The sequence below is a fragment of the Virgibacillus indicus genome, assembly GCF_002266285.1.
GTDB classification, from domain to species: domain Bacteria; phylum Bacillota; class Bacilli; order Bacillales; family Amphibacillaceae; genus Virgibacillus_K; species Virgibacillus_K indicus.
Genome location: NZ_NPMS01000002.1, coordinates 81,677 through 106,923 on the forward strand (window position 1 = coordinate 81,677; position 25,247 = coordinate 106,923).

At 38.9% G+C, this 25,247-nt stretch carries 26 protein-coding genes; 5 read left to right on the forward strand and 21 right to left on the reverse strand.

Annotated elements, in window-relative coordinates:
• Window positions 1-6: 6 nt before the first annotated feature.
• The 12 genes from CIL03_RS06100 to CIL03_RS06155 all read right to left on the reverse strand — a co-directional run bounded on the left by CIL03_RS06100 (window position 7) and on the right by CIL03_RS06155 (window position 12,010).
• Window positions 7-645, reverse strand: a complete 639-nt coding sequence (locus CIL03_RS06100; RefSeq protein ID WP_094884635.1) for an acetyltransferase — start codon at window positions 643-645, stop codon at window positions 7-9.
• A 1-nt stretch (window position 646) separates the two neighbouring features.
• Complete coding sequence (locus CIL03_RS06105; protein ID WP_094884637.1) at window positions 647-1,246, reverse strand: sugar transferase; 600 nt, start codon at window positions 1,244-1,246, stop codon at window positions 647-649.
• Between the two features lie 15 nt (window positions 1,247-1,261).
• Window positions 1,262-2,338 (reverse strand): UDP-glucose 4-epimerase GalE, encoded by a 1,077-nt coding sequence (galE, locus tag CIL03_RS06110; protein ID WP_094884639.1) that lies wholly within the window; start codon window positions 2,336-2,338, stop codon window positions 1,262-1,264.
• Between the two features lie 26 nt (window positions 2,339-2,364).
• Window positions 2,365-3,441, reverse strand: coding sequence for an EpsG family protein (locus CIL03_RS06115; protein ID WP_094884641.1), 1,077 nt, complete (start codon window positions 3,439-3,441; stop codon window positions 2,365-2,367).
• Window positions 3,442-3,557: 116 nt separating this feature from the next.
• On the reverse strand, window positions 3,558-4,448 hold the full coding sequence (locus CIL03_RS06120; RefSeq protein ID WP_094884644.1) for a glycosyltransferase family 2 protein: 891 nt from the start codon (window positions 4,446-4,448) through the stop codon (window positions 3,558-3,560).
• Window positions 4,414-5,562 carry a glycosyltransferase family 1 protein gene (locus CIL03_RS06125; protein ID WP_094884647.1) on the reverse strand — a complete coding sequence of 383 codons (1,149 nt, stop codon included), beginning with the start codon at window positions 5,560-5,562 and terminating at the stop codon, window positions 4,414-4,416. Before CIL03_RS06125 ends, CIL03_RS06120 begins: the two co-directional genes overlap by 35 nt.
• On the reverse strand, window positions 5,547-6,701 hold the full coding sequence (locus CIL03_RS06130; protein WP_094884649.1) for a glycosyltransferase family 4 protein: 1,155 nt from the start codon (window positions 6,699-6,701) through the stop codon (window positions 5,547-5,549). Before CIL03_RS06130 ends, CIL03_RS06125 begins: the two co-directional genes overlap by 16 nt.
• Before the next feature lie 23 nt (window positions 6,702-6,724).
• Window positions 6,725-7,603 carry a UTP--glucose-1-phosphate uridylyltransferase GalU gene (gene galU / locus CIL03_RS06135; RefSeq protein ID WP_094884652.1) on the reverse strand — a complete coding sequence of 293 codons (879 nt, stop codon included), beginning with the start codon at window positions 7,601-7,603 and terminating at the stop codon, window positions 6,725-6,727.
• A 179-nt stretch (window positions 7,604-7,782) separates the two neighbouring features.
• Entirely contained in the window at window positions 7,783-9,612 is a 1,830-nt protein-coding gene (locus CIL03_RS06140; protein WP_094884657.1) for a polysaccharide biosynthesis protein, read from the reverse strand.
• Between the two features lie 258 nt (window positions 9,613-9,870).
• Entirely contained in the window at window positions 9,871-10,539 is a 669-nt protein-coding gene (locus CIL03_RS06145; RefSeq protein WP_240508010.1) for a CpsD/CapB family tyrosine-protein kinase, read from the reverse strand.
• Window positions 10,520-11,257 (reverse strand): YveK family protein, encoded by a 738-nt coding sequence (locus tag CIL03_RS06150; RefSeq protein WP_094884663.1) that lies wholly within the window; start codon window positions 11,255-11,257, stop codon window positions 10,520-10,522. Before CIL03_RS06150 ends, CIL03_RS06145 begins: the two co-directional genes overlap by 20 nt.
• A 180-nt stretch (window positions 11,258-11,437) precedes the next feature.
• Window positions 11,438-12,010 (reverse strand): hypothetical protein, encoded by a 573-nt coding sequence (locus CIL03_RS06155; protein ID WP_094884666.1) that lies wholly within the window; start codon window positions 12,008-12,010, stop codon window positions 11,438-11,440.
• Window positions 12,011-12,394: 384 nt separating this feature from the next.
• Between CIL03_RS06155 and CIL03_RS06160 the strand changes: the two genes are divergently transcribed.
• Complete coding sequence (locus CIL03_RS06160) at window positions 12,395-13,414, forward strand: LLM class flavin-dependent oxidoreductase (protein WP_094884669.1); 1,020 nt, start codon at window positions 12,395-12,397, stop codon at window positions 13,412-13,414.
• A 300-nt stretch (window positions 13,415-13,714) separates the two neighbouring features.
• Here CIL03_RS06160 and CIL03_RS06165 read toward each other — a convergent pair whose 3' ends face one another.
• A complete protein-coding gene (locus CIL03_RS06165; protein ID WP_094884670.1) occupies window positions 13,715-14,968 on the reverse strand; it encodes a CYP152 family fatty-acid peroxygenase CypC in 1,254 nt (417 codons plus the stop codon).
• A 376-nt stretch (window positions 14,969-15,344) separates the two neighbouring features.
• Here CIL03_RS06165 and CIL03_RS06170 point away from each other — a divergent pair, with 376 nt between their 5' ends.
• The 3 genes from CIL03_RS06170 to CIL03_RS06180 are packed head-to-tail and all read left to right on the forward strand — an operon-like array spanning window position 15,345 to window position 17,483.
• The gene (locus CIL03_RS06170; protein WP_094884673.1) at window positions 15,345-16,037 is read left to right on the forward strand and encodes a DUF1538 domain-containing protein; all 693 of its coding nucleotides are present in this window, start codon (window positions 15,345-15,347) and stop codon (window positions 16,035-16,037) included.
• A complete protein-coding gene (locus tag CIL03_RS06175; RefSeq protein WP_094884676.1) occupies window positions 16,034-16,804 on the forward strand; it encodes a DUF1538 domain-containing protein in 771 nt (256 codons plus the stop codon). Before CIL03_RS06170 ends, CIL03_RS06175 begins: the two co-directional genes overlap by 4 nt.
• Complete coding sequence (locus tag CIL03_RS06180) at window positions 16,758-17,483, forward strand: P-II family nitrogen regulator (protein WP_094884679.1); 726 nt, start codon at window positions 16,758-16,760, stop codon at window positions 17,481-17,483. The genes CIL03_RS06175 and CIL03_RS06180 overlap by 47 nt, the downstream gene beginning before the upstream one ends.
• A 44-nt stretch (window positions 17,484-17,527) precedes the next feature.
• Here the strand turns inward: CIL03_RS06180 and CIL03_RS06185 are convergent, their stop codons facing one another.
• Window positions 17,528-17,968 (reverse strand): small multi-drug export protein, encoded by a 441-nt coding sequence (locus CIL03_RS06185; RefSeq protein WP_094884682.1) that lies wholly within the window; start codon window positions 17,966-17,968, stop codon window positions 17,528-17,530.
• 141 nt (window positions 17,969-18,109) lie between these two features.
• Here CIL03_RS06185 and htpX point away from each other — a divergent pair, with 141 nt between their 5' ends.
• A complete protein-coding gene (htpX, locus tag CIL03_RS06190) occupies window positions 18,110-18,988 on the forward strand; it encodes a protease HtpX (RefSeq protein WP_094884685.1) in 879 nt (292 codons plus the stop codon).
• 78 nt (window positions 18,989-19,066) lie between these two features.
• On the opposite strand, the gene CIL03_RS06195 is transcribed toward htpX, so the two are convergent.
• The 7 genes from CIL03_RS06195 to CIL03_RS06225 are packed head-to-tail and all read right to left on the reverse strand — an operon-like array spanning window position 19,067 to window position 24,845.
• The gene (locus tag CIL03_RS06195) at window positions 19,067-19,441 is read right to left on the reverse strand and encodes a Na+/H+ antiporter subunit G (protein WP_094884688.1); all 375 of its coding nucleotides are present in this window, start codon (window positions 19,439-19,441) and stop codon (window positions 19,067-19,069) included.
• Window positions 19,419-19,703, reverse strand: coding sequence for a Na(+)/H(+) antiporter subunit F1 (locus tag CIL03_RS06200; RefSeq protein ID WP_094884691.1), 285 nt, complete (start codon window positions 19,701-19,703; stop codon window positions 19,419-19,421). Before CIL03_RS06200 ends, CIL03_RS06195 begins: the two co-directional genes overlap by 23 nt.
• Complete coding sequence (locus CIL03_RS06205; RefSeq protein ID WP_094884694.1) at window positions 19,703-20,185, reverse strand: Na+/H+ antiporter subunit E; 483 nt, start codon at window positions 20,183-20,185, stop codon at window positions 19,703-19,705. The genes CIL03_RS06200 and CIL03_RS06205 overlap by 1 nt, the downstream gene beginning before the upstream one ends.
• A 27-nt stretch (window positions 20,186-20,212) precedes the next feature.
• On the reverse strand, window positions 20,213-21,691 hold the full coding sequence (locus tag CIL03_RS06210; RefSeq protein WP_094884697.1) for a Na+/H+ antiporter subunit D: 1,479 nt from the start codon (window positions 21,689-21,691) through the stop codon (window positions 20,213-20,215).
• A complete protein-coding gene (locus CIL03_RS06215; protein WP_094884700.1) occupies window positions 21,684-22,022 on the reverse strand; it encodes a Na(+)/H(+) antiporter subunit C in 339 nt (112 codons plus the stop codon). Before CIL03_RS06215 ends, CIL03_RS06210 begins: the two co-directional genes overlap by 8 nt.
• A 2-nt stretch (window positions 22,023-22,024) precedes the next feature.
• On the reverse strand, window positions 22,025-22,447 hold the full coding sequence (locus CIL03_RS06220; RefSeq protein WP_094884703.1) for a Na(+)/H(+) antiporter subunit B: 423 nt from the start codon (window positions 22,445-22,447) through the stop codon (window positions 22,025-22,027).
• On the reverse strand, window positions 22,437-24,845 hold the full coding sequence (locus CIL03_RS06225; protein WP_094884706.1) for a Na+/H+ antiporter subunit A: 2,409 nt from the start codon (window positions 24,843-24,845) through the stop codon (window positions 22,437-22,439). The genes CIL03_RS06220 and CIL03_RS06225 overlap by 11 nt, the downstream gene beginning before the upstream one ends.
• Between the last annotated feature and the right edge of the window lie 402 nt (window positions 24,846-25,247).

Genomic DNA, 25,247 nt, shown 5'->3' on the forward strand with positions numbered 1-25,247 from the left:
CCTTTCCTATTTTTCCTTGATAAGAATCCTTTCAATAATTCTTGTTGGGCTGCCTACAGCCTTGCTATAGGCTGGAATGTGCTCAATAACCGTAGAACCTGCACCGATTACCGACCAGCTGCCAAGATGCTTCCCCGGAATAACCGTTGCAGATGAACCAACATGGACACCTTCACCTGCAGTTACATTTCCTGCTAACGTACCATTTGGAGAAACATGGGAATAATCACCAATCACGTTATCATGTTCAACAACAGCACCTGTATTAATAATGCAATGCATGCCAATGTTTGCATTTGCATTGACAACAGCATTTGGCATGATTACGGTACCGTTACCTATCCTTGCAGATTTGCTTACAACAGCTGTTGGATGAATGACGGTTAAATAGTGCTTTGGCAGCAAACGCAAGCTTTGCACAATCTTTCTTCTAATTTCATTTCCGCCAATTGCAACAACTACTTTGGTATCATAACGAAAAAGTTTTACCAGATAGGAAATGGGTGCATGAACCATCCCTTTTTCCTGAAAACGCTGATCATATTTATCATCCAAAATCGCAGTAACTTTATGTTCCTCACAGCAGAAAATCATTTCCTGTATGACCCTACTATGGCCTCCGTCTCCCAGAATAATGACATTCATCTTAAAGAGCCTCTTGATTGCCGTTGAATTTTTCCATCGTTACAGAACCTTGATGGCTGATTCCTTCTTTTTTCAGGACCTTAACAAACGTCATCCACAGGATTTTGCAATCCAAGGAAATACTCTGGTGATTCACATACCATGTATCTAATTTAAATTTCTCATCCCAGGTAAGTGCATTCCTGCCATTTACCTGTGCCCATCCTGTAATACCCGGCTTTACATTTTGACGCATACGCTGTTTCTCGTTATATAGCGGTAAATACTCCATTAAAAGTGGCCTGGGCCCTACCAGGCTCATTTCCCCTTTTAAAACATTGATCAGCTGCGGAAATTCATCCATGCTGTATTTTCTAAGAAATGCTCCCAAAGGGGTTAAGCGAATTTCATCAGATAACATATTTCCTTTTTTATCTGTCAAGTTAGTCATTGTCCGGAATTTATAAAGATAAAATGGCCTGCCAAAAATCCCTGGCCGCTGTTGTTTAAATAAAACAGGTGACCCCATCCTCAGCCTTACAATCACTGATATAAAAATAACCAATGGAGAAAATAACGTCATTAACATGACAGAAATGAAAAAATCCATGACTTGTTTCATTTAAATATCACTCCTTTAAGGAATTAAAAAAGCCGCTGCATTATGCACCGGTTGATTGTTTAAAGCTATTATTCTGGATGTTTTTTCATATCCATTTGGATTATTTCGCTGCCAGCGCCAGATATCCTCACACATCACATCAATTCCCAGTTTTGCCTGCCAGCCAAGTTTTTTCTTTGCCTTAAGCGGATTGGCATAGCATATATCCGCATCCCCCAGCCGCCGCTTGGCAATCGTATAAGGAATGGGTTTTTTCGAGGCCTTTTCAAATGCCTCTACCATATCCAATACGCTGTAACCTTTACCTGTGCCTAAATTGTATGCGTCTATTCCTCTGGTTGACAAAACATTTTCCAGGGCTCTCAAGTGACCTGAAGCAAGATCGACAACGTGAATATAATCCCTTACACCTGTTCCGTCCTTTGTTAAATAGTCATTTCCAAATATAGTGAGCCGTTCTCTTTTTCCAACTGCCACCTGTGAGATATATGGCATCAAATTGTTCGGTTTTCCATTTGGGTCCTCACCAATAAGGCCGCTTGGATGTGCTCCGATTGGATTAAAATAGCGCAGCAGTGCGATACTCCAGCTCTGATCAGAAAACGCTACATCCCGAAGTATCTCTTCAATCATTTGCTTTGTTCGTCCATAAGGATTGACTGCATTCAAGGATGCTCCTTCATCAATTGGAACTTGATCTGTATTCCCATACACGGTCGCTGATGAGCTGAATACAAGGTTTTTCACTCCAAACCCTTGCATTACTTCACATAAGATAATCGTACTTGCTATATTATTTTGATAATACTTTAGCGGTACGGATACAGACTCACCAACAGCCTTAAGACCTGCAAAATGAATCACGGCATCAATCTTATTTTCCGAAAATACAGCAGAGACTTTTTCTTTATCCAGTAAGTCTGCATGATATGTCTTAAAGTTTTTTCCAGTAATTTCGGATACTCGTTTTAGCGACTCCGGACTGCTATTCGAAAAATTATCCAGAACAATAATGTCATAACCTTCATTTAAGAGCTCCACACAGGTATGACTGCCAATATAACCGGCTCCGCCTGTTACAAGAATAGCCATTCGTTTCCCTCCTTTACACAATATTTTTACCATATTAAGAAATCACTTTGGTATTGTATGTTCAAGCTAATAACGTTTTCGTAATAGTAATAGGCGAAGTAGCAGATGATAATTCCTAAATAGACAAACTTCTGATCTTTTTCTCTAAATAGCTTCACTATCCAGGAAATAAGAATCAATTGATAGAGTTGAAAATAGATAGCAATTCTTGCAAATATCCATTGTTCCGTAGAAATTACCATAAAGATAAATCCCAGTACGGACAAATTCACGATATAATCACTATCAGGAGAGATTGCTTTTAACTTCTCTCTCCCCAAATAAGCAATAAAAAGTGGTGCCGCCCCAACAGCAACCCGAATGATGTTTGCGCCACCTTCATTGAAAGTATCATAATCTTTGTATTGGGTATCTTCTAAAGCAGAAAATAATAGATTAGAGAATTGCTCATATCCAATGACAATGATGACTGAAAGTATGATTAGTGCAATCGTTGCCTTTGACCATGCCTTGAAACGTACTAGAAAGTAAATTGGCAATAATATAAGTGCGCTTTGGTGGAAGAATGATGCAAAAATGATGATTAATGCATACCTGAAGAAACTGCCTTCTATTAGAAATTTTAATGCTGTAAACGCAATCGCTGCTGCTAACAACTGTCTGATACCATTCATTGAAACTAAAAATAAACCACCTGTTATATACACATAAGTACTAAGCTCAATCAATCTGGAATACTTATATAGCACAAGAATAATTAGCAGATTTGTTATCAGAGCCGTGGAGAAAATCAGGATTTGTGGATCTTGTGATAGATAATTCTTTAGAATCATTTGGAATATCCCAAACCCAATATCCTTTTCAGTTAGTACATATTCCCACGTAAATTCATTATCTTCAAAGATATTTACATAATTAAATGTATCTCCAATATTTGACCTGAGCCCGGATATAATTACGAGTGTTGTTATAGACCCAAAGATTAATAACCTATTCGGCCTTATTGATACTGGTAATCCGGCTGCCAAGGCAGGTTTTGCAAAATAACGGGCAGATAGAGCAAGACTAAATACAATAACAAGATTTATCCAAAGTAACGTCATTTGAAATTTCCTTTCAGGTAGTAGAAAACCAGGACTTTACCAAGATTTTAGCGATTACCTGGACTGCACTTATAAAGATAGGAAAACTTCAATGCTTTCCTGCCAGTGTTTAAAATCTACACATTAATTTCCCTTGTTTTCAATGTAACGTATAAATATAATAAAAAACCCAATGGTAAAGCTGGAATCGTAAGCATTTTACTTGGTGTCTCCTGTAAAAGGTTCCAATTTTTACTTAAAAAACTGCTGGAAACATAATGGATTGCCTGCCTGAACTTAAATAAGCTGCTCCCAAATGGCAATTTCATCAGTTCTTTCCGATAGAAAGTAAAGCCTTTTGGATTTCTCCGGTATTGATTCAGCATATTTAATGAGGATCCATCTGGGAGGTATTCGACACAGCATAAAACTTCATTCATCAGCAGCATTTCATACTCCCTGTCGAGCATGTAATACTTATAGGCCAAACCCACGTATTTTTCATTATTAAATAGCGGATATGGATATTTCTTCGTCAGTTCTGTTCGATATACTAGCTTCTTATCACCAGCCACACCGTATTTGTTGTATAGTTCAAACAAGGTTGATGTTTTTAAATGAACTGGTAATTCTGTACCGATTATTTTGTTGCTGGTGTCAGAGTCAAGGCCAATAATTCCACTGACCCTTTCATTTCCGTATATTTCCCAAAATGAAAGAATCTTTTCCACAGCATCATCCGGCATATAATCATCTGAATCAATACAAATATTTAATTCCGTCTCAATTCGCTCATATGCTGTGTTATGTGCACCATGCATCCCCTGGTTCTCCTGCCAGTGATAATCTATCTGGACAATATTTTCGTCCGTCCATTCAGTTACCAATTTTTCCGTCTGATCTGTTGATCCATCATCAATAATTAACCAGATAAAGTCTTTGCGTGTTTGCCGCTTCAGACTCTCATAGCATTTATGAAGGTAATATGCCCGGTTATACGTAGGAGTGAACACCGTCAGCTTTACCATACGACATTCCTCCTAAGCTTAAATAATTTGATTGTATTACTTCAGCTGTTTTTCTTATATCATAGCCTCGTTTCAATAAGGTGTCCTCAGGGATTATCCTTGATTGATTATTACTTCTGAGACCGATAATTGATTCAATCCATCTGGCTTTATCCTTTATTGGCAGATGTTTGACAAGTCCAATGCCCATATTAACTTCCTTCGTTATCGCTTTGGAAATAAAACACGGTAAGCCTGCACCCTGGGCTTCCACTAAAGTCACAGGCAGCCCCTCATGGATTGAAGGAAAGGCAAATACGTCAAAAGCTTGAAGCAATTTATTAATATCTTCTCTTACTCCAAGAAACATCACCTTTGAGTCCAGTTTTAATTCTTCAACTTTTTTCTTAAGCTTCCTCTTTAATGGGCCGTCCCCCGCTAATAGCAGTACAGAATCTGGTATTCTTTCATTTATACTGGCAAATACATCAATAAGATACAGATGGTTTTTTTGTGGAGAAAATCTGCCAACATGACCGATGACTAATGTATCTTTATCAAACTGTAATTCATCACGTATCGTATCCCTTACTTTCTGGCAAAATCGAAACTTATCTGTTTCGATTCCGTTTTTCATTATAAACGCCTTTTTCGATTTTCCTTTAAATAACCATCTGGCTGCAGTCTCGGAACAGGCATAATAATCTGTCGCATGTAAATTAATTAAATTGCCTGCATACCATTTATAGACTTTGGTCAAAATTCCGCCTTCACTTTCGGTATTGTGACTATGGGCAATCCTTACAGGTACACCCGCTTTCTTAGCAGCACCAAGGACCAATCCACTCATTTTATCCATGTGGGAATGAACGATTTTATATTCCGGGTTTGCTGTAAAGAAACCTTTGAGATCGCGCTGATAGCTTTTGTGGCCAGTATCTGTCACATATGGAATTCGATGCAGCTTCCCGCCCATTGCCAGGATTTCTGCATCAAAAACTCCTTCCTTACAGGTAAGGAAGTCAAACTGAACTTTTTCCGTGTCGATATTTCGATATAAATTCATAATCAGTGTTTCCGCTCCGCCCCGGTTCATATTGACCACCACATGCAATACTCTTAATGGACCGCCCAAATCGCCGCCTCCTCTCTTTCCATATACTGTTTATAAATATTTACTTTTTCAGTCAGCACTTTGTCAGTACTGTAACTGTTCATGATCAAACTTCTTCCGTTCATTCCAAATTCTTTCCTCATCGCTGCTGAATGAATGAGAACCTTTATCTTATTGGAAAACTCCATTGGATTCCAATCGGTTAACAGCCAGCCGTTTTTGTTATTTTGCACAAGTTCCCGATGTCCTCTGTTATCAACTGCCACAACAGGAAGGCCGCATGCCATTGCTTCCATAACATTAACAGGGAGGCCTTCTCTAAAGCTTGAAGCCACGGCTAAATCACACGCTGGCAATAGTTGATGAATATCCTTTCGAAATCCCAGAAAATCAACCATATGACTAACTCCAAGACTTTCGGCAAGTCCCCGGGAGTTTTCCAATAAAGCACCTTCACCTGCAAGCAGCAGCTTTGCATTTGGAACCTCTTCTTTTAGAAGGGCCAGTGCTTGCAGGAGGAACTGCTGATTTTTATTTTTATTAAATTCTGCTGCATAAAATAATAAAAAGTCATCCGCTTTGTAGCCGAATGACCTTTTCAGTTCTGCCTTTTCAGTTTCCGCAATAGGTTTAAATCGATCCGTATCTACTCCGACTCCATGAACCTGCTCGATGTGATCTGCTTTAAACCGGTGCTTTCTTGCTAATTGATAGTCTTCATGATTAATCGTTATTAAACGATCCGTGAGACGCGACAGATACCTTTCAATTGGATAGTAAATGAGCCAGCTTGCCGGAGGTGCACCTTTACAGAAATGAAATCCATGAGCTGTATAGATGACTTTCGTTCCTTGCTTTCTTGCCTTTCTTGCTGCAAGTCTTGCCATAACTCCTCCAAGTGGAGTGTGGCAATGGATGATGGAATAGTTCTGCTGCTCAATAATTGATTTTAATTGTTTAAAGGCCTCAATGTTGGAGCGATTAAAGGGAGATCGCTGAATCGGAATATTGTACTTATTATCTGTGTAAGGCAAATTAATCGTTCCTGCTGCGGCAACATCCACGATCCACCCCTGTTCCTTAAACCACTTCATATAGGGCAGGTGAAACGCCTTAAAATGATAATCTACTGTTGCACAATACAATATTTTATTATTCAAATTATCCCACCCCCTTTAAATCGTTACTTCGTCAATTCTGCTTCCACTACTGTTGAAAGGTAATCTAATAAATCCTTCCTCAAATCTTCCCGCTGGATTGCGAGTTCAATAGTAGTTTGTATAAAGCCCATTTTTTCCCCAACATCATAACGTTTTCCTTCAAATTCGTAAGCATAGACCGCTTCATGCTTATTAAGCTCTGCTATCGCATCTGTCAGCTGAATTTCATCACCGGCGCCCGGTTTCTGTGTGCCCAGAATTTCAAAGACTTTTGGACTTAAAATATATCTTCCTAAAATTGCTAAATTAGAAGGAGCCTCTGCCTGCTTCGGTTTTTCTACTAAATGATGAACATTATACAGATGGTTCTCGACCATACTTACATCAACAATTCCATACCTGGAAACATCCTTTTCATTTACTGTTTGCACCCCAAGTATGGAGGCTTTGTATCGATTGTATTGATCAATCATTTGCTTTAAGCATGGTTTTTCAGCTCTTACAATATCGTCTCCCAACAGTACTGCAAACGGTTCATCCCCAATAAATTTACGTGCACACCAGATTGCATGACCAAGTCCTTTGGGTTCTTTTTGACGGATATAGTGGATATCCACCATTTTGGAGGACTTCTGGACTTCGCTTAGCAAGTCAAATTTGCCTTTATTGATCAGATTCTGCTCTAATTCAAAGGAATTATCAAAATGATCCTCAATCGCCCTTTTCCCTTTGCCTGTTACGATAATAATATCCTCTATTCCTGACTCGATCGCCTCTTCCACAATATATTGAATTGTTGGCTTATCAACAATCGGCAGCATTTCTTTCGGCATTGCTTTTGTTGCCGGCAAAAACCTTGTTCCCAGCCCGGCTGCAGGGATAATTGCCTTTCTTACTTTCATTTTTATGCACTCCTCATTTATTATAGTCTGTGATCAAAAAGGTACCGAATTAGAAGCAAGAAGGTCGAGGCGGCGAAGTTTTGAGCAACGGAACGTATGCAATTGATACGTGAGTAGCGGATAAACAAGCCAACGAAGAGATTCGCCGCTTATAATTTGGTGACTTTTTGAACTTCCTCTTATATTGAAATAGCTGATTTTGGCTGGCTTACCATATCCTGGTTAGCCAGGCTTAATAATTCCTCTCTAAGTTCTGGTCTTTCTAAATTACCGTAGCTGGATATAATTCTGTTAATATCCTCCAAATAAAGATTTGAGGTGGTTTTCCCAACATATATTTTTGGGTAAACCTGTTGTTCATGAACCTCATTTTCCTTTAGCAGTTCTTCAAATAACTTTTCACCTGGTCTAATTCCAGTGAATTCCAAGCCAATTTCATCAATGGAATAGCCGGATAGTTTGATCAAGTTTTTAGCAAGATCCACAATTTTCACCGGATCCCCCATATCTAAAACAAAGATCTCACCACCATTTGCCAGTGCTCCTGCCTGGATTACCAGTCTTGAAGCTTCCGGGATGGTCATAAAATAGCGAACCATCTCGGGATGGGTTACAGTAACTGGCCCACCCTTTTCAATTTGCCTTTTAAATAATGGAATAACACTGCCACGACTTCCAAGTACATTGCCAAAACGAACGGCAACAAATTTTGTTTTGCTCTGTGTATCCATATCCTGAACAACCATTTCTGCCAGTCGTTTCGAAGCCCCCATCACACTTGTAGGGTTAACAGCTTTATCGGTTGAAACCATGACAAATGTCTTTACATTATTCCAGCTTGCTGCCTTAGCAACATTCTTTGTTCCAATAATATTGTTCTTTACCGCTTCTTCCGGATTTCGCTCCATCAGTGGTACATGCTTATGGGCTGCTGCATGGTAAACAACATCAGGATTATGTCTGTACATTATTTCCATCATTTTCTTTTCATCCTTGACGTCGGCTATTTCTGTGATTATCCTAATTGATTTAGCAGCAAAACTTTCCTTCAATTCCATTTCAATTGTATAAATGCTGTTTTCACCATGACCAAGCAGAATCAGCTTACTGGGATTAAATTCCGAAATCTGACGTGTTATTTCAGATCCTATCGAGCCACCTGCACCGGTAATCAGCACCGTTTTATCGCTAATATAATCGGAGATGCTTTCGATATCCATATCAACCGGATCTCTTCCCAGCAGATCCTCTACCTGCACATCGCGAAATTGATTAACTGATATTTTCCCAGTCAACAGATCTTCTAATAATGGCATTATTTTCGTTTCCGCTTTTGTTTTTGCACATTCTTTAAAAATCGTGTTTAGTTCCTTTTTACTTAAGGAGGGAATGGAAATTATAATATTATCGATATTCAGTTCATTTACTGTTTTTTCTATATCGCTTACACCGCCCTTGACAGGGAGTCCTAAAATATCAAGCTGATGCTTTCTTTCATCATCATCTATAAAGGCGATTGGCAGTAAGTCACTCTCATTGTTCTTCAGCAATTGCCTTGCAATCATCGTTCCTGCTGAGCCAGCACCGACAATTAATGTTCTATTTTTATTATCTGATTTATTCATGATCAAGTCACGGTACATTCTCCAGGCGAATCGTGAACCACCTATTAAAAACATATGAAGCATCCAAGTTACAGCAAGCAGTCTGAAAAGTGTTTCTTGTAAAACAATATTTTGGAAGATTACCGCTGCAATTATTGAAAATGAAACAACCTTAAAAATGATTAACAGCTCTCTTACACTCGCATACTCCCATGCCTTCCGATAAAGTTTATTTTTGACCGCAAAGATGTGATGGCAGAGAAGAATAATAATAGAGGTTATGATCAGTGGTAAATTGAAAACATAGATGGTTGCATCAACTAGAAAACTGCTGACAAAGATAGCGGTTAGTACAATCATTGAATCAACGATGAAAAACAGGGACAGCCTTTGTTTGTATGTCATTTAATCCCTCCTTATGTGTAAAATTTTAATTTCATATGTACATCAGCGGGGATAAAGGAACTCCCCCACTGATTGAAGTTACACTTTATGTAATAAGGGCATCTAACCCATCCTCACATCACACTCTCGACGACGGGCGCGTCTAAGGTTTATTTCAACCCACAGCATGACCGAGTGCCTGCTTTGATATCGGCTAGCAGGCATCACCGCAAAACAAATTCTTAATAACGAACACTAAATTTAAAAAAAATTGCAGTTTTATTTTGCATTCATAATTGTTCCCATTAAATTTGCCTGAGAAAGCTCTAGTATCTTTCTTGCTTCAATCGTGTCATCGATCATTGTTCTCCCCCGGCTGACAACTAATATTACACCATCACATAAATTTGCCAGTACGCGGGTTTCAGTGGATTGCAATACCGTTGGCGAGTCAATTAATACAACATCATATAGATTTGCCGCTTCAATTAATAATTCACTCATTGCTTCACTGCCTAAGAGTTCTGCAGGATTAAGCAAACTTGAACCACTAGGTAAAATATCAAGCTTACCAATACCTGTTTTGCAAATTGCCTCATTTAGTTTTACTTTATATGTGAGTACATCTGTCAGGCCAATTTCGTTTTGGAATTTAAAAATGCTGTGAATTGCCGGTTCTCTAATGCTTGCATCCATTAAAAGTATCTTTTCCTTTTGCCCGGCCATGGAGACAGCTAAATTTGCAGCCGTTGTTGATTTTCCCTCACCCTTGCCAGAAGAAGTGATCAGAAATACTCTTTTATGTTTCTCTTCCGTCAAAAATGTGATATTGGTTCGTATTGTTCTAAATTGGTCTGATATTATCGAGTCTGTATGGGAGTATGTAACCAGATGCCGCTTTTTCAGGCTGGAGCCCTGGCCTCTTTTACTAAATATCAACAGCTTCACCTCTTATCTCCACTTTCTTCTTTCGTTTGCTTTTTTTAACAGCCAGTTTTTTCTTATTCATATTTGAAACCATCCCAAGTACAGGAACCCCCAATATCTCTTCCAGTTCGCGTTCTTTTCTGACCTTTCCATCTAGGGAATCCAATAGGAAGGTAAGTCCGATTCCAGTTGCAAGGCCAAAAGCTGCTGCAATCAAAAGCAGTCTGTTTTGGTTTTTCTCATTAATTGGATATGGATTTTCGATCGCTGCTGATAATAATTGAACATCCTGAAAATCCAATATGCTTGCAATCTGAGCTTTATACGCCCTGGCAGTTGTATTGGCAATTGCTGCAGCTAATTCAGAATCTATTGTTGTTGCGGAGATTTTAATTATTTGTGATTCATCCAGTTGCTCGACTTCAATTTGATTAGCTAGAGCATCAGCTGAAGTGGATAATTCTAATTCTTTAATTACCTGCTCCATAACAATAGGATCCTTAATCATGACCATCAGTGTGCTCATCGACTCGCCCTCTGAACCTACAATAACTCTAGTGGAAGACTGATATAGTGGAGTGTTATCCATATTATCGCTGTAAAAATATGCTCCCAGTATTGCTGCTATGGTAATGACGATTATTATCCATAGACGTCTTTTGATTACATCAAAAATGTCTTTTAAATTAATTTCTTTAGCTTGCATTCTCTCAAAGTACTGCCCGTTTCCTCTGTTCATAGCAACCACCTTTTATATTGGGATTTAACTATTGTATTCCAGTTTTATTAATTTATTCTTTATAAAGAACGTATGAGGCAAAAAAATAGGATTAATTTTATTTTTATAGTGTACAGGAATTAGTTGCTTAATTAGTCATTTTATCTATTTCTATTAGTTTAGTTCTTTATAATGAACATGTCAAGAGTAAATTTTATATTCTGTCAATAATTTATTTACTCTTTCTTTATCTTCCATTACTTTTTCTATATTAAAAACAGTTGGAATAAGTGCAGTAGTTGGTCCAATCAAAGCTTCTCCTTTTTGTTCCACCACAGACCCGAGCATCATTTTTAGCATTCGAAAAAATTTCTTCTCAATTAGCGCAAGATAATATTTAGGCTCATTTTTAGTTATGTGATCATATAAAACATGTGAAAAAGCATGAAAGTATCCCTTTCGCTGATAATCTTTATGAAGACAGAGTTTATCTATTTCCCAGATTCTGTTCTGCTGCAATTTTATTTCATCGTATTTGGAGAATTGAAATCTTGTTTCTACGGTGCTCTGTGGATTTTTGGGATCATATGGTATAAATTCGATTGTTCCAATTACCTTTTTTCTTTTGCAGAAACCTTTTTTATGTAAAAGCAGGTTATATCGGTTTCCGTTTTCGGCATATGGGTCATTATACCAGCCATACTTATTGCAGAAATATTCCCATGTGGTTTCGAAATGTTTTTGCTGGCGCTTTGTCTGGACTATTTCGTACATGAGATACAACTCCTTTTTCATTAATTGGAATACATACCAGCCCTTACTCATTAATAACTCTGGGCTGGTATATATTTGTGATTAGCTGTCAAACTCTTCTCCGGGTGCATTAGGATCTCATGGTTCTTTAGGATATTCTCTGCCACCTCCAAAAGAGTATATGTTGATTGTCACAAATTAATTGTTCTTTTTAAATCATTTTAGGTTCCTCATTAAGAACATATTTATATATTACTCCATTAAGAATTCCTATTCAAGTGCATTTTTAAAATTCTGAAATTTATATCTGAAGTAATACCCTTGAATCCCCAAGCTAAAAGTTGGACTAGTTTAAACAAAAGCCATATCATTTTTTATAAGACTAAAATTTTCAAGGAGTGAAACATGTTGACGTCAAATCAAATTAAAAGATTTAACGATATTCCACTGTCAGTTTTGGATTTAGCACCTGTTAATGAGGGCAGCAATCCGAGTGAATCTTTCATAAGCAGTGTTGCATTAGCCCAGCATGTGGAAAAATTAGGATTCCACCGCTACTGGATGGCTGAACATCATAATATGCCGGGGATTGCGAGCTCGGCAACTTCCGTCATTATGGGGCATATTGCAAGTCAGACAAACCATATGCGGATTGGGGCTGGCGGGGTTATGCTGCCAAACCATGCGTCACTCGTTATCGCCGAACAGTTTGGGACACTGGAATCACTGTTTCCTGGCCGTATTGACTTGGGATTGGGAAGAGCCCCAGGCAGTGATCAGGCAACAGCTTTTGCACTCAGACGCACACTTAATATGAGTGTAGAGGACTTTCCAAAACAGGTAAATGAACTGCAGGATTACTTTTCAGATGAGCCTGTTTCCCGTGTGAAGGCGATTCCTGGACAAGGGCTGAACATTCCGATTTGGCTGCTGGGATCCAGTGACTTCAGTGCACGCCTTGCAGCACAAAAAGGCCTGAGTTTTTCTTTTGCAAGTCATTTTGCACCTGCTTATACGGTTCCCGCTTTAAAACTGTACCGGGATAACTTTAAAGCCTCCGAAGCTTTGGAAAAACCTTATGCAATGGTTGGCGTAAATGTCGTTGCCGCAGATACAGATGAGCAAGCTGAGTATTTAGCTACCTCATTGCAGCAGCAATTTTTAAATATCCGAAGAGGACATACCGTGAAGCTTCAGAAACCCGTAGATAACCTGGAAGCACTTTGGTCACCATTTGAAATTGAAGCACTTCAGGAAACCCTTGATCCCCGCACGACTATTATTGGCAGTAAGGAGAAGGTCAGGGAAGGCCTGCTGAAATTCCAGGAGGAAACCCAGGCTGATGAAATGATCATCAGTGCTCAGATTTATGACCAGGAAGCAAGACAGAGGTCATATGAAATTATTGCGGAGTTGATGGATTAAAAACGAAGACTTTAAGATCTGCAGTAGAAATGTGGAGCTTTTAGCTGGTTTCGTTTTGCAATCAGTTAAGTCGCGCGATACCAGCTTAAAGTCGTGCAACCGCCATGAAAAGTTGTGCAATAAAACTGCTTTATTGGGTTATCGCGCAACTTTGAACAGGGATCGCACGACTTCAGGCCAGGGTTGCACGACATTATGCAAAACTTCCTGATTTTATTCCATTTTGGGTTACAAACATAATTTAAAATGAAGCTGAACCTGTCTCCTTTGGTACAGCTTCATCTTAATTTAGCATCCTCACTACTGCTTTCCCCTAATATTCCGTATCACAAATCTGCTTTTAGGAATTGTCGGCATTCTTACCATACTATAGCTTAAATCCTGATCAGGGACCTCATAGTCTATCTGCTTCACGAGAAAACTCAAGCTTGTCTTCATGGCCTCTATTGTAATCCATTCCCCGGCGCAGCGATGGCCTTTTAAGTAGTCTCCGCCACCCTGTGGAATGAAATCAAATGGACTTCCTTCCCAGTCATGGAAACGCTCAGGGCGAAATTGCTCCGGATTTTCCCATAGCTCAGAACTATGATTTGCACCGTATATATCAAGCAGAACCAATGTGCCTTTTTGGAAATCATGCTGGTTCCATGTAAAATCCTTTCGTACCCTCGCACCTAAAAACGGTCCAAACGGATAAAACCGACGCACTTCCTGAACAAACATTTGGCTGTAATTGTCTGTATCCGACTGCAGTTTCTCACGGGTTTCAGGATGCTCATGCAACGCCAGTGCACCAAACGTAATGTATCTTCCAATCGCAACAATCGGACGTAATATATTTAAAAGCTCTACTGCTGCGGTTTTTAAATCCAGTAAATTTCCGTTTGGGTCCTCATGCCATGCAATTTTATATAAAGCCGTATCTTCATCTGCACTCCATTTACCTGTTCGTACTTTTGTAATGACAAATTTGATCCAGGCTTCCGATCTTCTTCGTGCTGTTCTTCCCTGCAAATGCCTTGGCCCGGAAGCTCCAAAAGCATCAATCATTGCTGATAAATCTTCTGTCCGTTGTTTAAGCTCATTCGCCTTCAAGGGCACACCTGCCCAGCGGCAGGCTACTCGGCACATAAGCTCCTCGGCTTCATGAAAGAGTATAATCTGGTCCATCTCCTGCCACTTATCAAGTGAAATTTCCCAGTGTTCATTTGTCAGGTTATTTAATACTTGCAGTCGTTCCGGAGTCATCAGAGACATAAAAAGCTCTTTCCTGTGTGAATGGGCTGCATCATCCATTCCCTGAACGCCGCCTTCACCAAACAGGGTCTTCTGAATCCGCTTTGGAGCAGCATCTTTTCTTTGAAACAATTCATTATCATAAAAAACATTAGCTGCTTCTTTTCCGCTGATACAAATGACCTTCTGCCCGAGCAATCTTGTCTGGAAAATGTCTGTATCATAATTGCGCAATCGGTTCGGTATAAAACGAAACCCTTCAGATAACAGTGCAAGTGTATGGTCAATCCCTTTTTCTTGTGGAATTAGTGATGTCATGGCTGAAGCTCCTTTTTGGGGGTTGTATTTTTAGATAGCTTTCCCAACATCCTCTCGTATCAAACAATATTCTAAGCGTTCATTGTGCTCCTGGAAATTATATGCGCAACTTCTGCGTAACTTCCACCTTAAATAGAAAACAGTAGACCTTTCAAGTACAAAAAAATATTTCCAATTATTTTCGAATTATCTAATATAATGCTATAATTAAGTGAAGCGCCATTTTTTTACCCCACAATAAAAATTCTTATTCATTCAATTCTTTTAAACTATTTTTATTATTTATTCCCTGTTTTTATGCGAAAATGAGCCGTGGTTTCATCAGCTTATTTCTGCCTGTCCTATTTCTATATTCATACATGAAAGGTGGTTTTAGATGAATAATATAAAAGAAACCGTTTTAGAGGTTGTATATTCTATACTGCCTATTACTATCGTTATTACTATTTTACAGTTCACATTGATTTATCTTCCTGCAGAAACATTTCTGCAATTTCTAATTGGGGTAATTATGGTGGGTATTGGGTTGATACTCTTTTTGCTTGGAGTAAATATTGGATTACTGCCTGTCGGAGAAATGATCGGCTCAGCATTATCAAAAACAAAAAAATTAGGACTAATAATCTTCTTTGGCTTTTTGCTTGGACTTGTTGTTACAATTGCAGAACCTGACGTCCGTGTACTTTCCACCCAGGTTGATACGGTTTCAGGTGGAGCCATTCCAAAAAGTATATTAATTCTTTCCGTTGCACTTGGAGTAGGTATTTTCGTTGCAATATCCATGGTTCGTATTGTTTTCAATATTAATATTGTTTACATATTAGCTATTGGTTATGGTCTGATTTTTTTACTTGCTGCATTTACCCCTTCTACATTCGTTCCAATATCCTTTGATTCTGGAGGCGTAACAACCGGACCGTTAACTGTACCGTTTATCATGGCACTGGGTGTTGGTGTGGCTACAGTTATTCGTGGAAAAACTGCATCTTCAGATGGGTTTGGACTTGTAGCTCTCGCTTCAATAGGACCTATTTTGTCCGTACTCGTGTTAGGGGTGATCTACGGATGAACATACACATCTTTGAGGGCTTTACCGAAATTATGCTTGAAGTTGCGACAGCATTATTCCCTTTGTTCGTCTTATTTTTAATTTTCCAACTCATATTCTTAAAGTTACCTATGAGGAAACTGTTGGATATTGCGATAGGTTTCATACTAACATTTCTGGGACTTGCTCTTTTTCTTCAGGGCGTTCATATTGGGTTTCTTCCAGTGGGAGAATTAATTGGTGAAAAAATTGGTACAATGTCAAACTTGTGGCTGTTAATACCAATCGGATTCATACTCGGATTTTTTGCCGTTTATGCCGAACCTGCAGTTAGTGTTCTAATCCATCAGGTAGAAAAGGTTTCCGGTGGATACATTCCGCAAAAAATTCTGCTCTATACTCTCTCGATCGGGGTTGGTTTATCGATTGCCCTGTCCATGGTTCGTATTGTTTATGGATTTTCCATCTGGTATTTTATTTTGCCGGGTTATATAATTGCTCTAATCATGGTAAAATATTCATCGAAAACCTTTACATCAATCGCATTTGATTCAGGTGGAGTGGCAACAGGTCCAATGACCGCTACATTCCTGTTAGCTTTGTTTGTAGGTATGGCATCCGTAACAGAAGGGCGAGATCCCCTTCTCGATGGGTTTGGCATGGTTGCGCTAGTAGCATTAGCTCCCATACTATCTGTGTTGACACTCGGTATTTTGTACAGTAGGAAGGAGAAGGGTCAGAATGCCAGAAGTAAAGCTGGGGCAGAAGTTAATCATCACGATCGTTAAAAAGGAAAAGGCCAAGAAGGTTGTGCAAGCTTCAAAAAATGCTGGAGCCCGTGGTGGTACCACATTTTTCGGAAGAGGTATCAGACTTAACGAGAAGAGCAGATTTCTTGGACTCCCTGTAGAGCGTGAAAGGGAAATCATTTTGACACTTGTTCCGGATGATATTTATCCCGAAGTTATGAATGCCATTATATCCTCTGTTAACTTAAACCGTCCAAGACAAGGAATTGGATTTGTAATAGATACGAAAAAGGTTACAGGGATTCAACATTTAATGGGACTGGAAGATGAGGATGAAGAATCTGGTGAAGGGGATGTGGATCTCAAAATGGAAGAAAACGTAATGTACGATTTAATTGTTACAATTGTTAATAAGGGAGATTCCGAAAAGGTCGTTGACGCATCCCGAAATGCAGGAGCAGAGGGCGGTACCATCCTAAGTGGCCGCGGAACTGGAATACATGAGCAGGCAAAGCTGTTTAATATCCTGATCGAACCGGAAAAAGAAGTGGTGCTTACCTTAATCAGTAAAGAAAAGACAAGAGATGTTTTACGGGGAATTGAAGAGGATGCTGATTTAAAAACAGCTGGTAAAGGGATTGCATTCGTGGTAGAGGTTGATGAGACGATTGGAATCAATCATGTTTTGAATCGCAAAATGAAGGATGAATTCAAATAAGATAAGGTACCTGCCGCTGATCTGAGCGGCAGGTACTTTTATTTTCAAATAAAAATATCCAAACCCATTGCTGTACCCATTCCAAATATAATGGACCAGAGACCAATGCTAACCGTCATCCACAGCATAACCCACTGTTTTTTTCCACCCAATGTCATACCAATAAATGCGGCAACATGTGTGCCTGTTAAGATTGGACCTAGAAACGCAAGCCCAGGGAGACCATATTTATTCCATATCCTTTTGCCTCGTTTGGTTCTATTTGAATGCGTTTTTCCCTTTTTGTATTTCCGATTTTGATACCAGGTTTTAACCTTTTCAAATCCGATAATCACTGGCAAAACTGTAATTACATTCCCGATAAAAGCCAGCAATATGACCCACAACGGTGATAATCCCCCAAGAATCGCCACCGGAATTACTAAAGCAATTTCCAACCAGGGTATGGCAGCACCAATGAACACTAATGCATACTCAAGTAACATGTTTTGCACCTCAATTTCCTCTGCAATCCAGTATACATTAAATTTCCAAAATCAATCTATTGTAAACATTATGATGACGTTATATAATATTCATATGTGAAATTTTCACATTATATTAAAAATATCAAAGAGGGTGAGAGTGTGGGAAAGCGAATATTTTATTTTTTATTAACGAATGTTTTAGTATTACTAACAATCAGTATAATTTTCTCTCTAATACCAGGAGGGATGAATTATATTAATTCAGATGGCACCATCGCTTTTGGCACACTTTTAATAGTCAGTGCTGTAATTGGTTTTACAGGAGCTTTCATTTCTTTAGCTATGTCTCGCTGGATGGCAAAGAAAATGATGAATGTGCGTGTCATCAATCCTGATCAAGCAATGTCTTCCTACGAAAAAGAAGTTGTTGAAAAGGTACACCGTCTTTCAAGAGCTGCAGGACTGGCCCACATGCCAGAGGTTGGAATTTATGACTCTCCAGAAGTCAATGCTTTTGCAACAGGACCTACGAAAAAACGTTCATTAGTTGCTGTTTCAACTGGATTGCTGAATGAAATGGATGATGATGCTGTAGAAGGTGTTATTGCCCATGAAGTAGCCCATGTTGCGAATGGAGATATGGTTACAATGACACTGCTGCAAGGGGTAGTAAACACATTTGTCGTTTTCCTCGCACGTATTGCTGCTTTTATTGCATCCCGATTTGTAAAAGAAGAAATCGCACCAATTGTTCATTTTCTTGCGATTATCGTTTTCCAGATTGCATTCTCCATTTTAGGCAGTCTTGTTGTCTTTGCATACTCAAGACATCGTGAATTCCATGCAGATCGCGGCGGGGCAGATTTAGCTGGAAAGGATAAAATGAAGCATGCTTTGGAAATGCTAAAAGCTTACTCCAATCGAGTTCGTACTGAAGATCAAACAGCAATTTCCACATTAAAAATAAATGGGAAACGTAAATCCAGTATATTCTCAACACATCCTGATCTGGATGAACGGATCAGACGCTTAGTATAGGTTTGATTAGGCACATTTTAGTAACGACTAGACAAAGTAAAACTCACCTTCAACCCATATGGTGAGTTTTATTCTTTGCTATTTGGATGGCTCTTCCCTTTCCTCTTTATGCAAAACTTCCTCTAATTCATCTTCAACCGTTATTTCCGACAGTTTCACTTTGGACCGGTAAGCAGCCCGAATAATAAGGTGGCCAGCAACTGGGGCAGTTATATACACAAATAAAATCCCTAGTAATAAACGTACACTGATAAAGGATTCAGTTACCCAAAAATACAGAAAAGCTCCTGATAGTGTCACTAATACGGCAAGCGTAGAACTTTTTGTCGCTGCATGTGAACGGGTATAAACATCTGGAAACCGAATGATTCCAAAGGCACTGATTACACTTAAAACACTGCCTGCCAGTATTAATAATGCGGCAATAAACTCAAGACTTTCGTTTGCGTTCAATGATAACACCCCTCTCGATATATTTTGAGAAGGCAATGGTACTGATAAAAGATAGAATCGCTAATATAAGTATGACTTCCAGAAATGCCTTTGTTGCAAGAATAACAGAGATAATAGCAATTCCGGAAACGAGATTAACTCCTATCATATCCAGAGCAATAATGCGGTCAGGTAAACTTGGACCAAAAATAATTCTTAATAGAGCAATCGCAATAGCCACACCAAATAATGCAAGGGAAGTAATCAACATGATTTCAATCATTATCGTGTCACCTCCATGATTGCCTTTTCAAATTTAGCCAGTGATCGCAGTAAATTTTCTTTCGATTCCTCTACATCCATCGCGTGAATGTAGAACATATTTCCTTCAGGTGTTACCTCCATTACTACAGAACCAGGCGTTAACGTTAACAGTAATGCAAGTGCAGGTACTTCCCACTCACCTCTCAGCTGTGTTTCATATTTAAAAATACCCGGTTTAAAAGTTATTTTCGGGCTTAATATCTGCTTCAGAACAATAACGCTGGACTGTAATAGCTCAGAATTGAAAATAATGATTAATTTAATGAGTGCATAGAATCGCTTTAGATAAAATTGTTCGCCAAAAAAGCGGTGCATCAGAAATACAATCACAGCACCAACAAGATAACCTGCGAAAAATGTTGAAAATTTCAGCTCATCTTCATCATTAAACAGCATCCATAGGAATGCAATAAATAAATTTATTAAAAATTGGGCAGGCATAGTATCCACCTCTTCTTTCCACTCACATTAATCATTTAAAACGGCATCAATATATACATCAGGATTCAGTAATGTATTTGCTGCATCACTTACGTAAGGAGCCAATGACTCTGCACCCAATCCTAATCCAATCGTTACTAAGGTCAGCAGAACACATGGAACCAGCATTCCCTTTTTTAAAGGAACCTCATCCTCCACACTAATGATCGTTTCACCCCAGAAGCAACTTAAGAAGACACGTAATAGTGAATACAATACGAATATACTTGATATAAAAGCAAGAGCAAGTAAAATATACGAGCCTGCATCAGCTGCGCCTTGTCCTACTAATACCTTCCCAATAAACCCACTAAGTGGTGGAATACCAGCAAGTGACATCATCACAATGAAAAACATCCAGCCAAGCAGCGGATAGTTCCTGATCAAACCACTCATATAGTCAATATTTGCAGTTCCCGTTAAATAAATCATTGTCCCTGCCAATAAGAACAGCAATGCTTTAACAATCATATCATGCATCAAATAATAGATGGACCCTTCAATTGCTTCCGGTGTTGCAACAGCAAGGCCTACCAGAATAAACCCAACTGCAATGACCACATTATACGAAACGATCTGTCGAATATCTTTATATGCGAGTGCTCCGATACTTCCCCCAATCAGTGTTAAACCAGCTAACACACCAATTATCGTATGGGTAATAGAAGTTTCATGATAAAAAAGAAGCGTAAAAACACGGAACATTGCGTAGATACCAACCTTTGTCAGTAAAGCACCAAACAATGCGGCAACAGCAGTTGGCGGTGCACTGTAAGAACCAGGCAGCCAAAAATAGAGCAACAGACCTGATTTCAGTCCAAACACCGTTAAAAACAGAATACTGATAACAGTTAACAACGGTGTCTGCCCAGCTTCCGCAATACGCTCTGATAAATGTGCCATATTTAATGTACCGACAGTACCATATAAATAGGCAATTGCGACAAGAAAGAACCATGAAGAAAGCACATTGATTGCTACATATTTAATCGATTCTTTTAATTGGACTTTTCTCCCGCCAAGCGCTATAAGCACATAGGATGCCAACAGCATAATTTCAAAACATACATAAAGGTTAAAAAGATCCCCAGTTAGAAAAGATCCATTCACACCCGCTACCAAAAAATTAACAAATGAGTAAAAGAACATTGTCTCATGCGCTTTTCCAATCGAAAAAAACGAATAAATCAAACAGACAGAAGTCACAATACTCGTTGTAAGCACCAGAATCATTGAGAAAGAATCGGCTACAAATAAAATACCAAATGGTGGAGTCCAGCCTCCAAAATCAAGCCGCAATATCCCTTCTGTCTGTATACGATTTAAAATATAGATGCTTATACCTGCGTTGGCAACCATTACACCAAGACTGATCCATCTTTGTGCCTTGGTATAAGGGCCAAGAAAAATAAGTATGATTCCTATCAGAACAGGAATAACCATTGGTAATACAATAATATTATTCATCCTTAAAACCTCTCAGTGCGTGCAGATTATCTGTCCCAACTTCTGTATAGGTACGATAAGCCAGCACAAGAAATAATGCCGTAACCGCAAAACTAATAACAATAGAAGTTAAAATCAGCGCCTGTGGCAGCGCATCTGTATAGGATGATGCTTCCTCGCCCAAAAGCGGAACACTTCCGTCCTTTAATCCGCCCATCGTCATAATCAGCAAGTGAGCAGCATGGGAAAGAATAGCCGTCCCCAATATAACCCGTATCAAACTTCTAGAAAGGATTAAATAAGTAGCAACAGATACGAGTACACCTGACAGGATGATTATTAACGTTTCCATGCTCACACATCCTCACTAATACTTAAAATAATTGTTACAACGACACCTACTACTGCCAGTGCAACACCAGCCTCAAAAATAGTAACTGTAGCAAGTTCTGTTTTCCCGAAAAAAGGAAGGTCAAAATAGCCGAATGACTGACTTAAAAAAGGAGCATCAAATAATAAGGAGCCGAATCCTGTTGCCACAGCTAGGAATGCACCTAAGGCCGCAACCTTTTTAAAGTCAAAAGGAAGAGCCTTTTGAATTGTTTCAATATCAAAAACAATAAATAGTAAGACAAAGGCTGTTGCCAGGACAAGCCCTCCGATAAATCCGCCTCCTGGATTATTATGACCCGACAGAAATAAATACACAGCCAGTGTCAATATAATGAATACCACAATTTTCGTAACTGCCTGCAGGATTACATTATTAATCTTCAAAGGTCTCGTCCTCCTTCCTGGCCTTGAGCTTAATTAACGTATAAACACCAATTCCAGCTATAAGAAGTACAACAACTTCAAGCATCGTATCAAATGCTCTGAAATCTCCTAAAATCGCATTAACAATGTTTCTTCCGCCGGCAAGTTCATATGCATTTTCAAAGTAACCTGAAATGGTTTCAAACAACTTTCCATTTTGAACAGCAAGTCCAACAAGAACAAATACCGCTCCTACAGAAACAGAAATAATTAAATTATTATTCTTTGTTTTCCTTGGTGCATCTTCCTTTTTCCACTCCGGCAAGAAATAATAACATACTAGGAATAGTACTGTCGTTACCGATTCAACAACAAGCTGTGTCAGGGCTAAATCGGGAGCACGGAATACCACAAAAAATGCAGCAATTGAAAAACCAAGCACTCCATTCAGCAAGATGGCTGTTAACCTGGATTTTGCAAAAAGAATTGCTATGGCAGCTGCCATCATGACGAAGGAAATAATCCATTCATACTTGCTGATTGAGGCATTTCCAGATGTATCGAATGAAAAAGCGTCCGTAAAGAACAGCATTCCGCCGACTGCAGCAATAAAGAAAAGAAAAATATATACCATATAGTCCCGAAGAAATCCAGTCATATACCCATTAGTAATAGTTGTCGAACGACCTTCCAGCTGTGTAAGCGAAAAAGTATATAACTCATTGAACGTCCATTTTTCCGGAAAGAGTTTGTACACAACTTTCCAGTACCGGTGGAAAATGTAGAGAAAAACGCCTGCAACTACAACACCAATAGTCATCCACAATTCTGGTATAAAACCATGCCATGCTGAAATGGGCTGTCCGAGCTCTGCTGCTGATGCCAATACTGGAAAAACACTCGACATAGCTGGTCTAATTAAATAGTTTCCAACTAAATTTGGAAAAAAGAAAATCCCAACAACAAGCATAGCAAGTATCCCAGGGGCAATGAGCATGCCTGTTGGCGCCCCATGTGGCGGGCGTTCTAGTTTCTCCTCATGATAGGACCCCAAAAAAGGTTTGAACACGATAATCATACAATAGACAAATGTAAAAACACTGCCTGTCCATGCAATAACCGGAAAAAGAACTCCCCACGTACTTAATGAAAAGATATCAAGCTGACTGATATTCAATGCAGCTGTGAAAAACATTTCCTTACTCAAAAAACCATTGAAAGGCGGCAGTCCAGCCATTGAAAAGCTGCCTATTAGAGCAATTGTGAAAGTTGCAGGCATTAATGCCATCAATCCGCCAAGTCTTCGTATATCTCGTGTGCCAACTTCATGGTCCACAATTCCAACAACCATGAAAAGCGCACCTTTAAAGGTGGAATGATTGACCAGATGAAATAATGCAGCGAAAGTCGCCTGTGTATAAACAACTGATTCTGTGGAATAACCAAAATGAAGTGCCGCAGAACCTATTCCAAACATACTCATAATCATACCAAGCTGACTAATTGTCGAATAGGCAAGTAATGCTTTAAGATCTATTTGCCGAACAGCATTAAAAGATCCCCAAAATAAGGTTAACAGTCCTACCCCGCTTACCAGCCAGAACCAGACTTGATCGCCTCCAAAAACCGGGGTAAACCGGGCTACTAAGTAAATACCTGCCTTTACCATTGTTGCCGAATGCAAATAAGCGCTGACAGGTGTAGGAGCCTCCATCGCATCTGGCAGCCAAATATGAAAGGGGAATTGTGCTGACTTCGTAAATGCACCAAGAAGAATCAGCAGCATCGCTGGTAAAAACAACGAATGATCTGTATAGCTGCTAATCGTTGATACAACCTCACGGATACTTAATGTATCTGTCATAACATACAGAAAAATAAAGCCAATAAACATAGAAAATCCGCCAGTTACAGTGATAAGCAGTGATTTTTGTGCTCCCTGTCTCGACCTTTTTCGATGGTACCAAAATGCAATTAGCAGAAACGAGGAAATACTTGTTAATTCCCAAAATACATAAAGCACCATCAGGTTATCTGAAAATACAACACCGAGCATTGCACCCATAAATAACAGCAAATAAACATAAAAGTGACTGAGCGACTCTTTTGGAGATAAATAATAAATAGAGTAAAGAATTACGAGGCTTCCGATACCCGTGATCAGCAGCGCGAATATCATACTAAGACCATCAAGATATGTGGTGAAATTTATGCCATAAGATGGAATCCAATTGATTGTATGCGAATAGGTCTCCCCATCTGCTATAGAGGGAATATATCGAATAAGAGCAATAAATAAAGCAGCTGGCACCAGAAGCACAAACCAGCCGATATGAATTCCTGAAAATCTCTTATTCAGTAATGGAATAAGCACAGCTGCTAAAAAAGGGATAATGATAGCTAGGTTCACAATGAACAAAATGAAACCTCCATTTCTTATCTTTCAAGTTCCCGGCTAGCCTTAGAGAGTTAGCCTTCATGTCTTATAATCCCCTTTTTATATTAAAAAAAGCAGAAATAGCGTATAAAATGAATTAATCAAATTTATCTGTCTTACCTCACATCTGCACTTTTTGATTAACAAAATGATTTACAGTAATTAAAATACCATAGGGAATTAATTTGAGGCATTAAATCCTTTTCAAGTGAGGAAATGCTTAACGAATCCTTTATACCATTCAGTGGTTTTAAAAAGCAGAATAAAACAGGATATATCAACAATTATTGGGAACTAAATTTGTCACTATTTAATTATACACCATACAGCTTTTCCCTGCACTTTGTATGTTCAAACAAAATTATTCGATCAGTCTGCAGCTTT

Bases quoted from the DNA above. Each gene is read 5' to 3' on its own strand.
- CIL03_RS06200 (WP_094884691.1), bottom strand. From the start codon at position 19,703: ATGATTGAAATCATGTTGATTACTTCCCTTGCATTATTTGGTGTGGCT.
- CIL03_RS06215 (WP_094884700.1), bottom strand. From the start codon at position 22,022: ATGGAAACGTTAATAATCATCCTGTCAGGTGTACTCGTATCTGTTGCT.
- CIL03_RS06205 (WP_094884694.1), bottom strand. From the start codon at position 20,185: ATGCCTGCCCAATTTTTAATAAATTTATTTATTGCATTCCTATGGATG.
- CIL03_RS06180 (WP_094884679.1), top strand. From the start codon at position 16,758: ATGCCAGAAGTAAAGCTGGGGCAGAAGTTAATCATCACGATCGTTAAA.
- CIL03_RS06100 (WP_094884635.1), bottom strand. From the start codon at position 645: ATGAATGTCATTATTCTGGGAGACGGAGGCCATAGTAGGGTCATACAG.
- CIL03_RS06185 (WP_094884682.1), bottom strand. From the start codon at position 17,968: ATGTTACTTGAGTATGCATTAGTGTTCATTGGTGCTGCCATACCCTGG.
- CIL03_RS06210 (WP_094884697.1), bottom strand. From the start codon at position 21,691: ATGAATAATATTATTGTATTACCAATGGTTATTCCTGTTCTGATAGGA.
- CIL03_RS06140 (WP_094884657.1), bottom strand. From the start codon at position 9,612: ATGACATACAAACAAAGGCTGTCCCTGTTTTTCATCGTTGATTCAATG.
- galE (WP_094884639.1), bottom strand. From the start codon at position 2,338: ATGGCTATTCTTGTAACAGGCGGAGCCGGTTATATTGGCAGTCATACC.
- CIL03_RS06115 (WP_094884641.1), bottom strand. From the start codon at position 3,441: ATGACGTTACTTTGGATAAATCTTGTTATTGTATTTAGTCTTGCTCTA.
- CIL03_RS06150 (WP_094884663.1), bottom strand. From the start codon at position 11,257: ATGAACAGAGGAAACGGGCAGTACTTTGAGAGAATGCAAGCTAAAGAA.
- CIL03_RS06160 (WP_094884669.1), top strand. From the start codon at position 12,395: ATGTTGACGTCAAATCAAATTAAAAGATTTAACGATATTCCACTGTCA.
- CIL03_RS06105 (WP_094884637.1), bottom strand. From the start codon at position 1,246: ATGAAACAAGTCATGGATTTTTTCATTTCTGTCATGTTAATGACGTTA.
- CIL03_RS06165 (WP_094884670.1), bottom strand. From the start codon at position 14,968: ATGACATCACTAATTCCACAAGAAAAAGGGATTGACCATACACTTGCA.
- CIL03_RS06170 (WP_094884673.1), top strand. From the start codon at position 15,345: ATGAATAATATAAAAGAAACCGTTTTAGAGGTTGTATATTCTATACTG.
- galU (WP_094884652.1), bottom strand. From the start codon at position 7,603: ATGAAAGTAAGAAAGGCAATTATCCCTGCAGCCGGGCTGGGAACAAGG.
- CIL03_RS06155 (WP_094884666.1), bottom strand. From the start codon at position 12,010: ATGTACGAAATAGTCCAGACAAAGCGCCAGCAAAAACATTTCGAAACC.
- CIL03_RS06120 (WP_094884644.1), bottom strand. From the start codon at position 4,448: ATGGTAAAGCTGACGGTGTTCACTCCTACGTATAACCGGGCATATTAC.
- CIL03_RS06175 (WP_094884676.1), top strand. From the start codon at position 16,034: ATGAACATACACATCTTTGAGGGCTTTACCGAAATTATGCTTGAAGTT.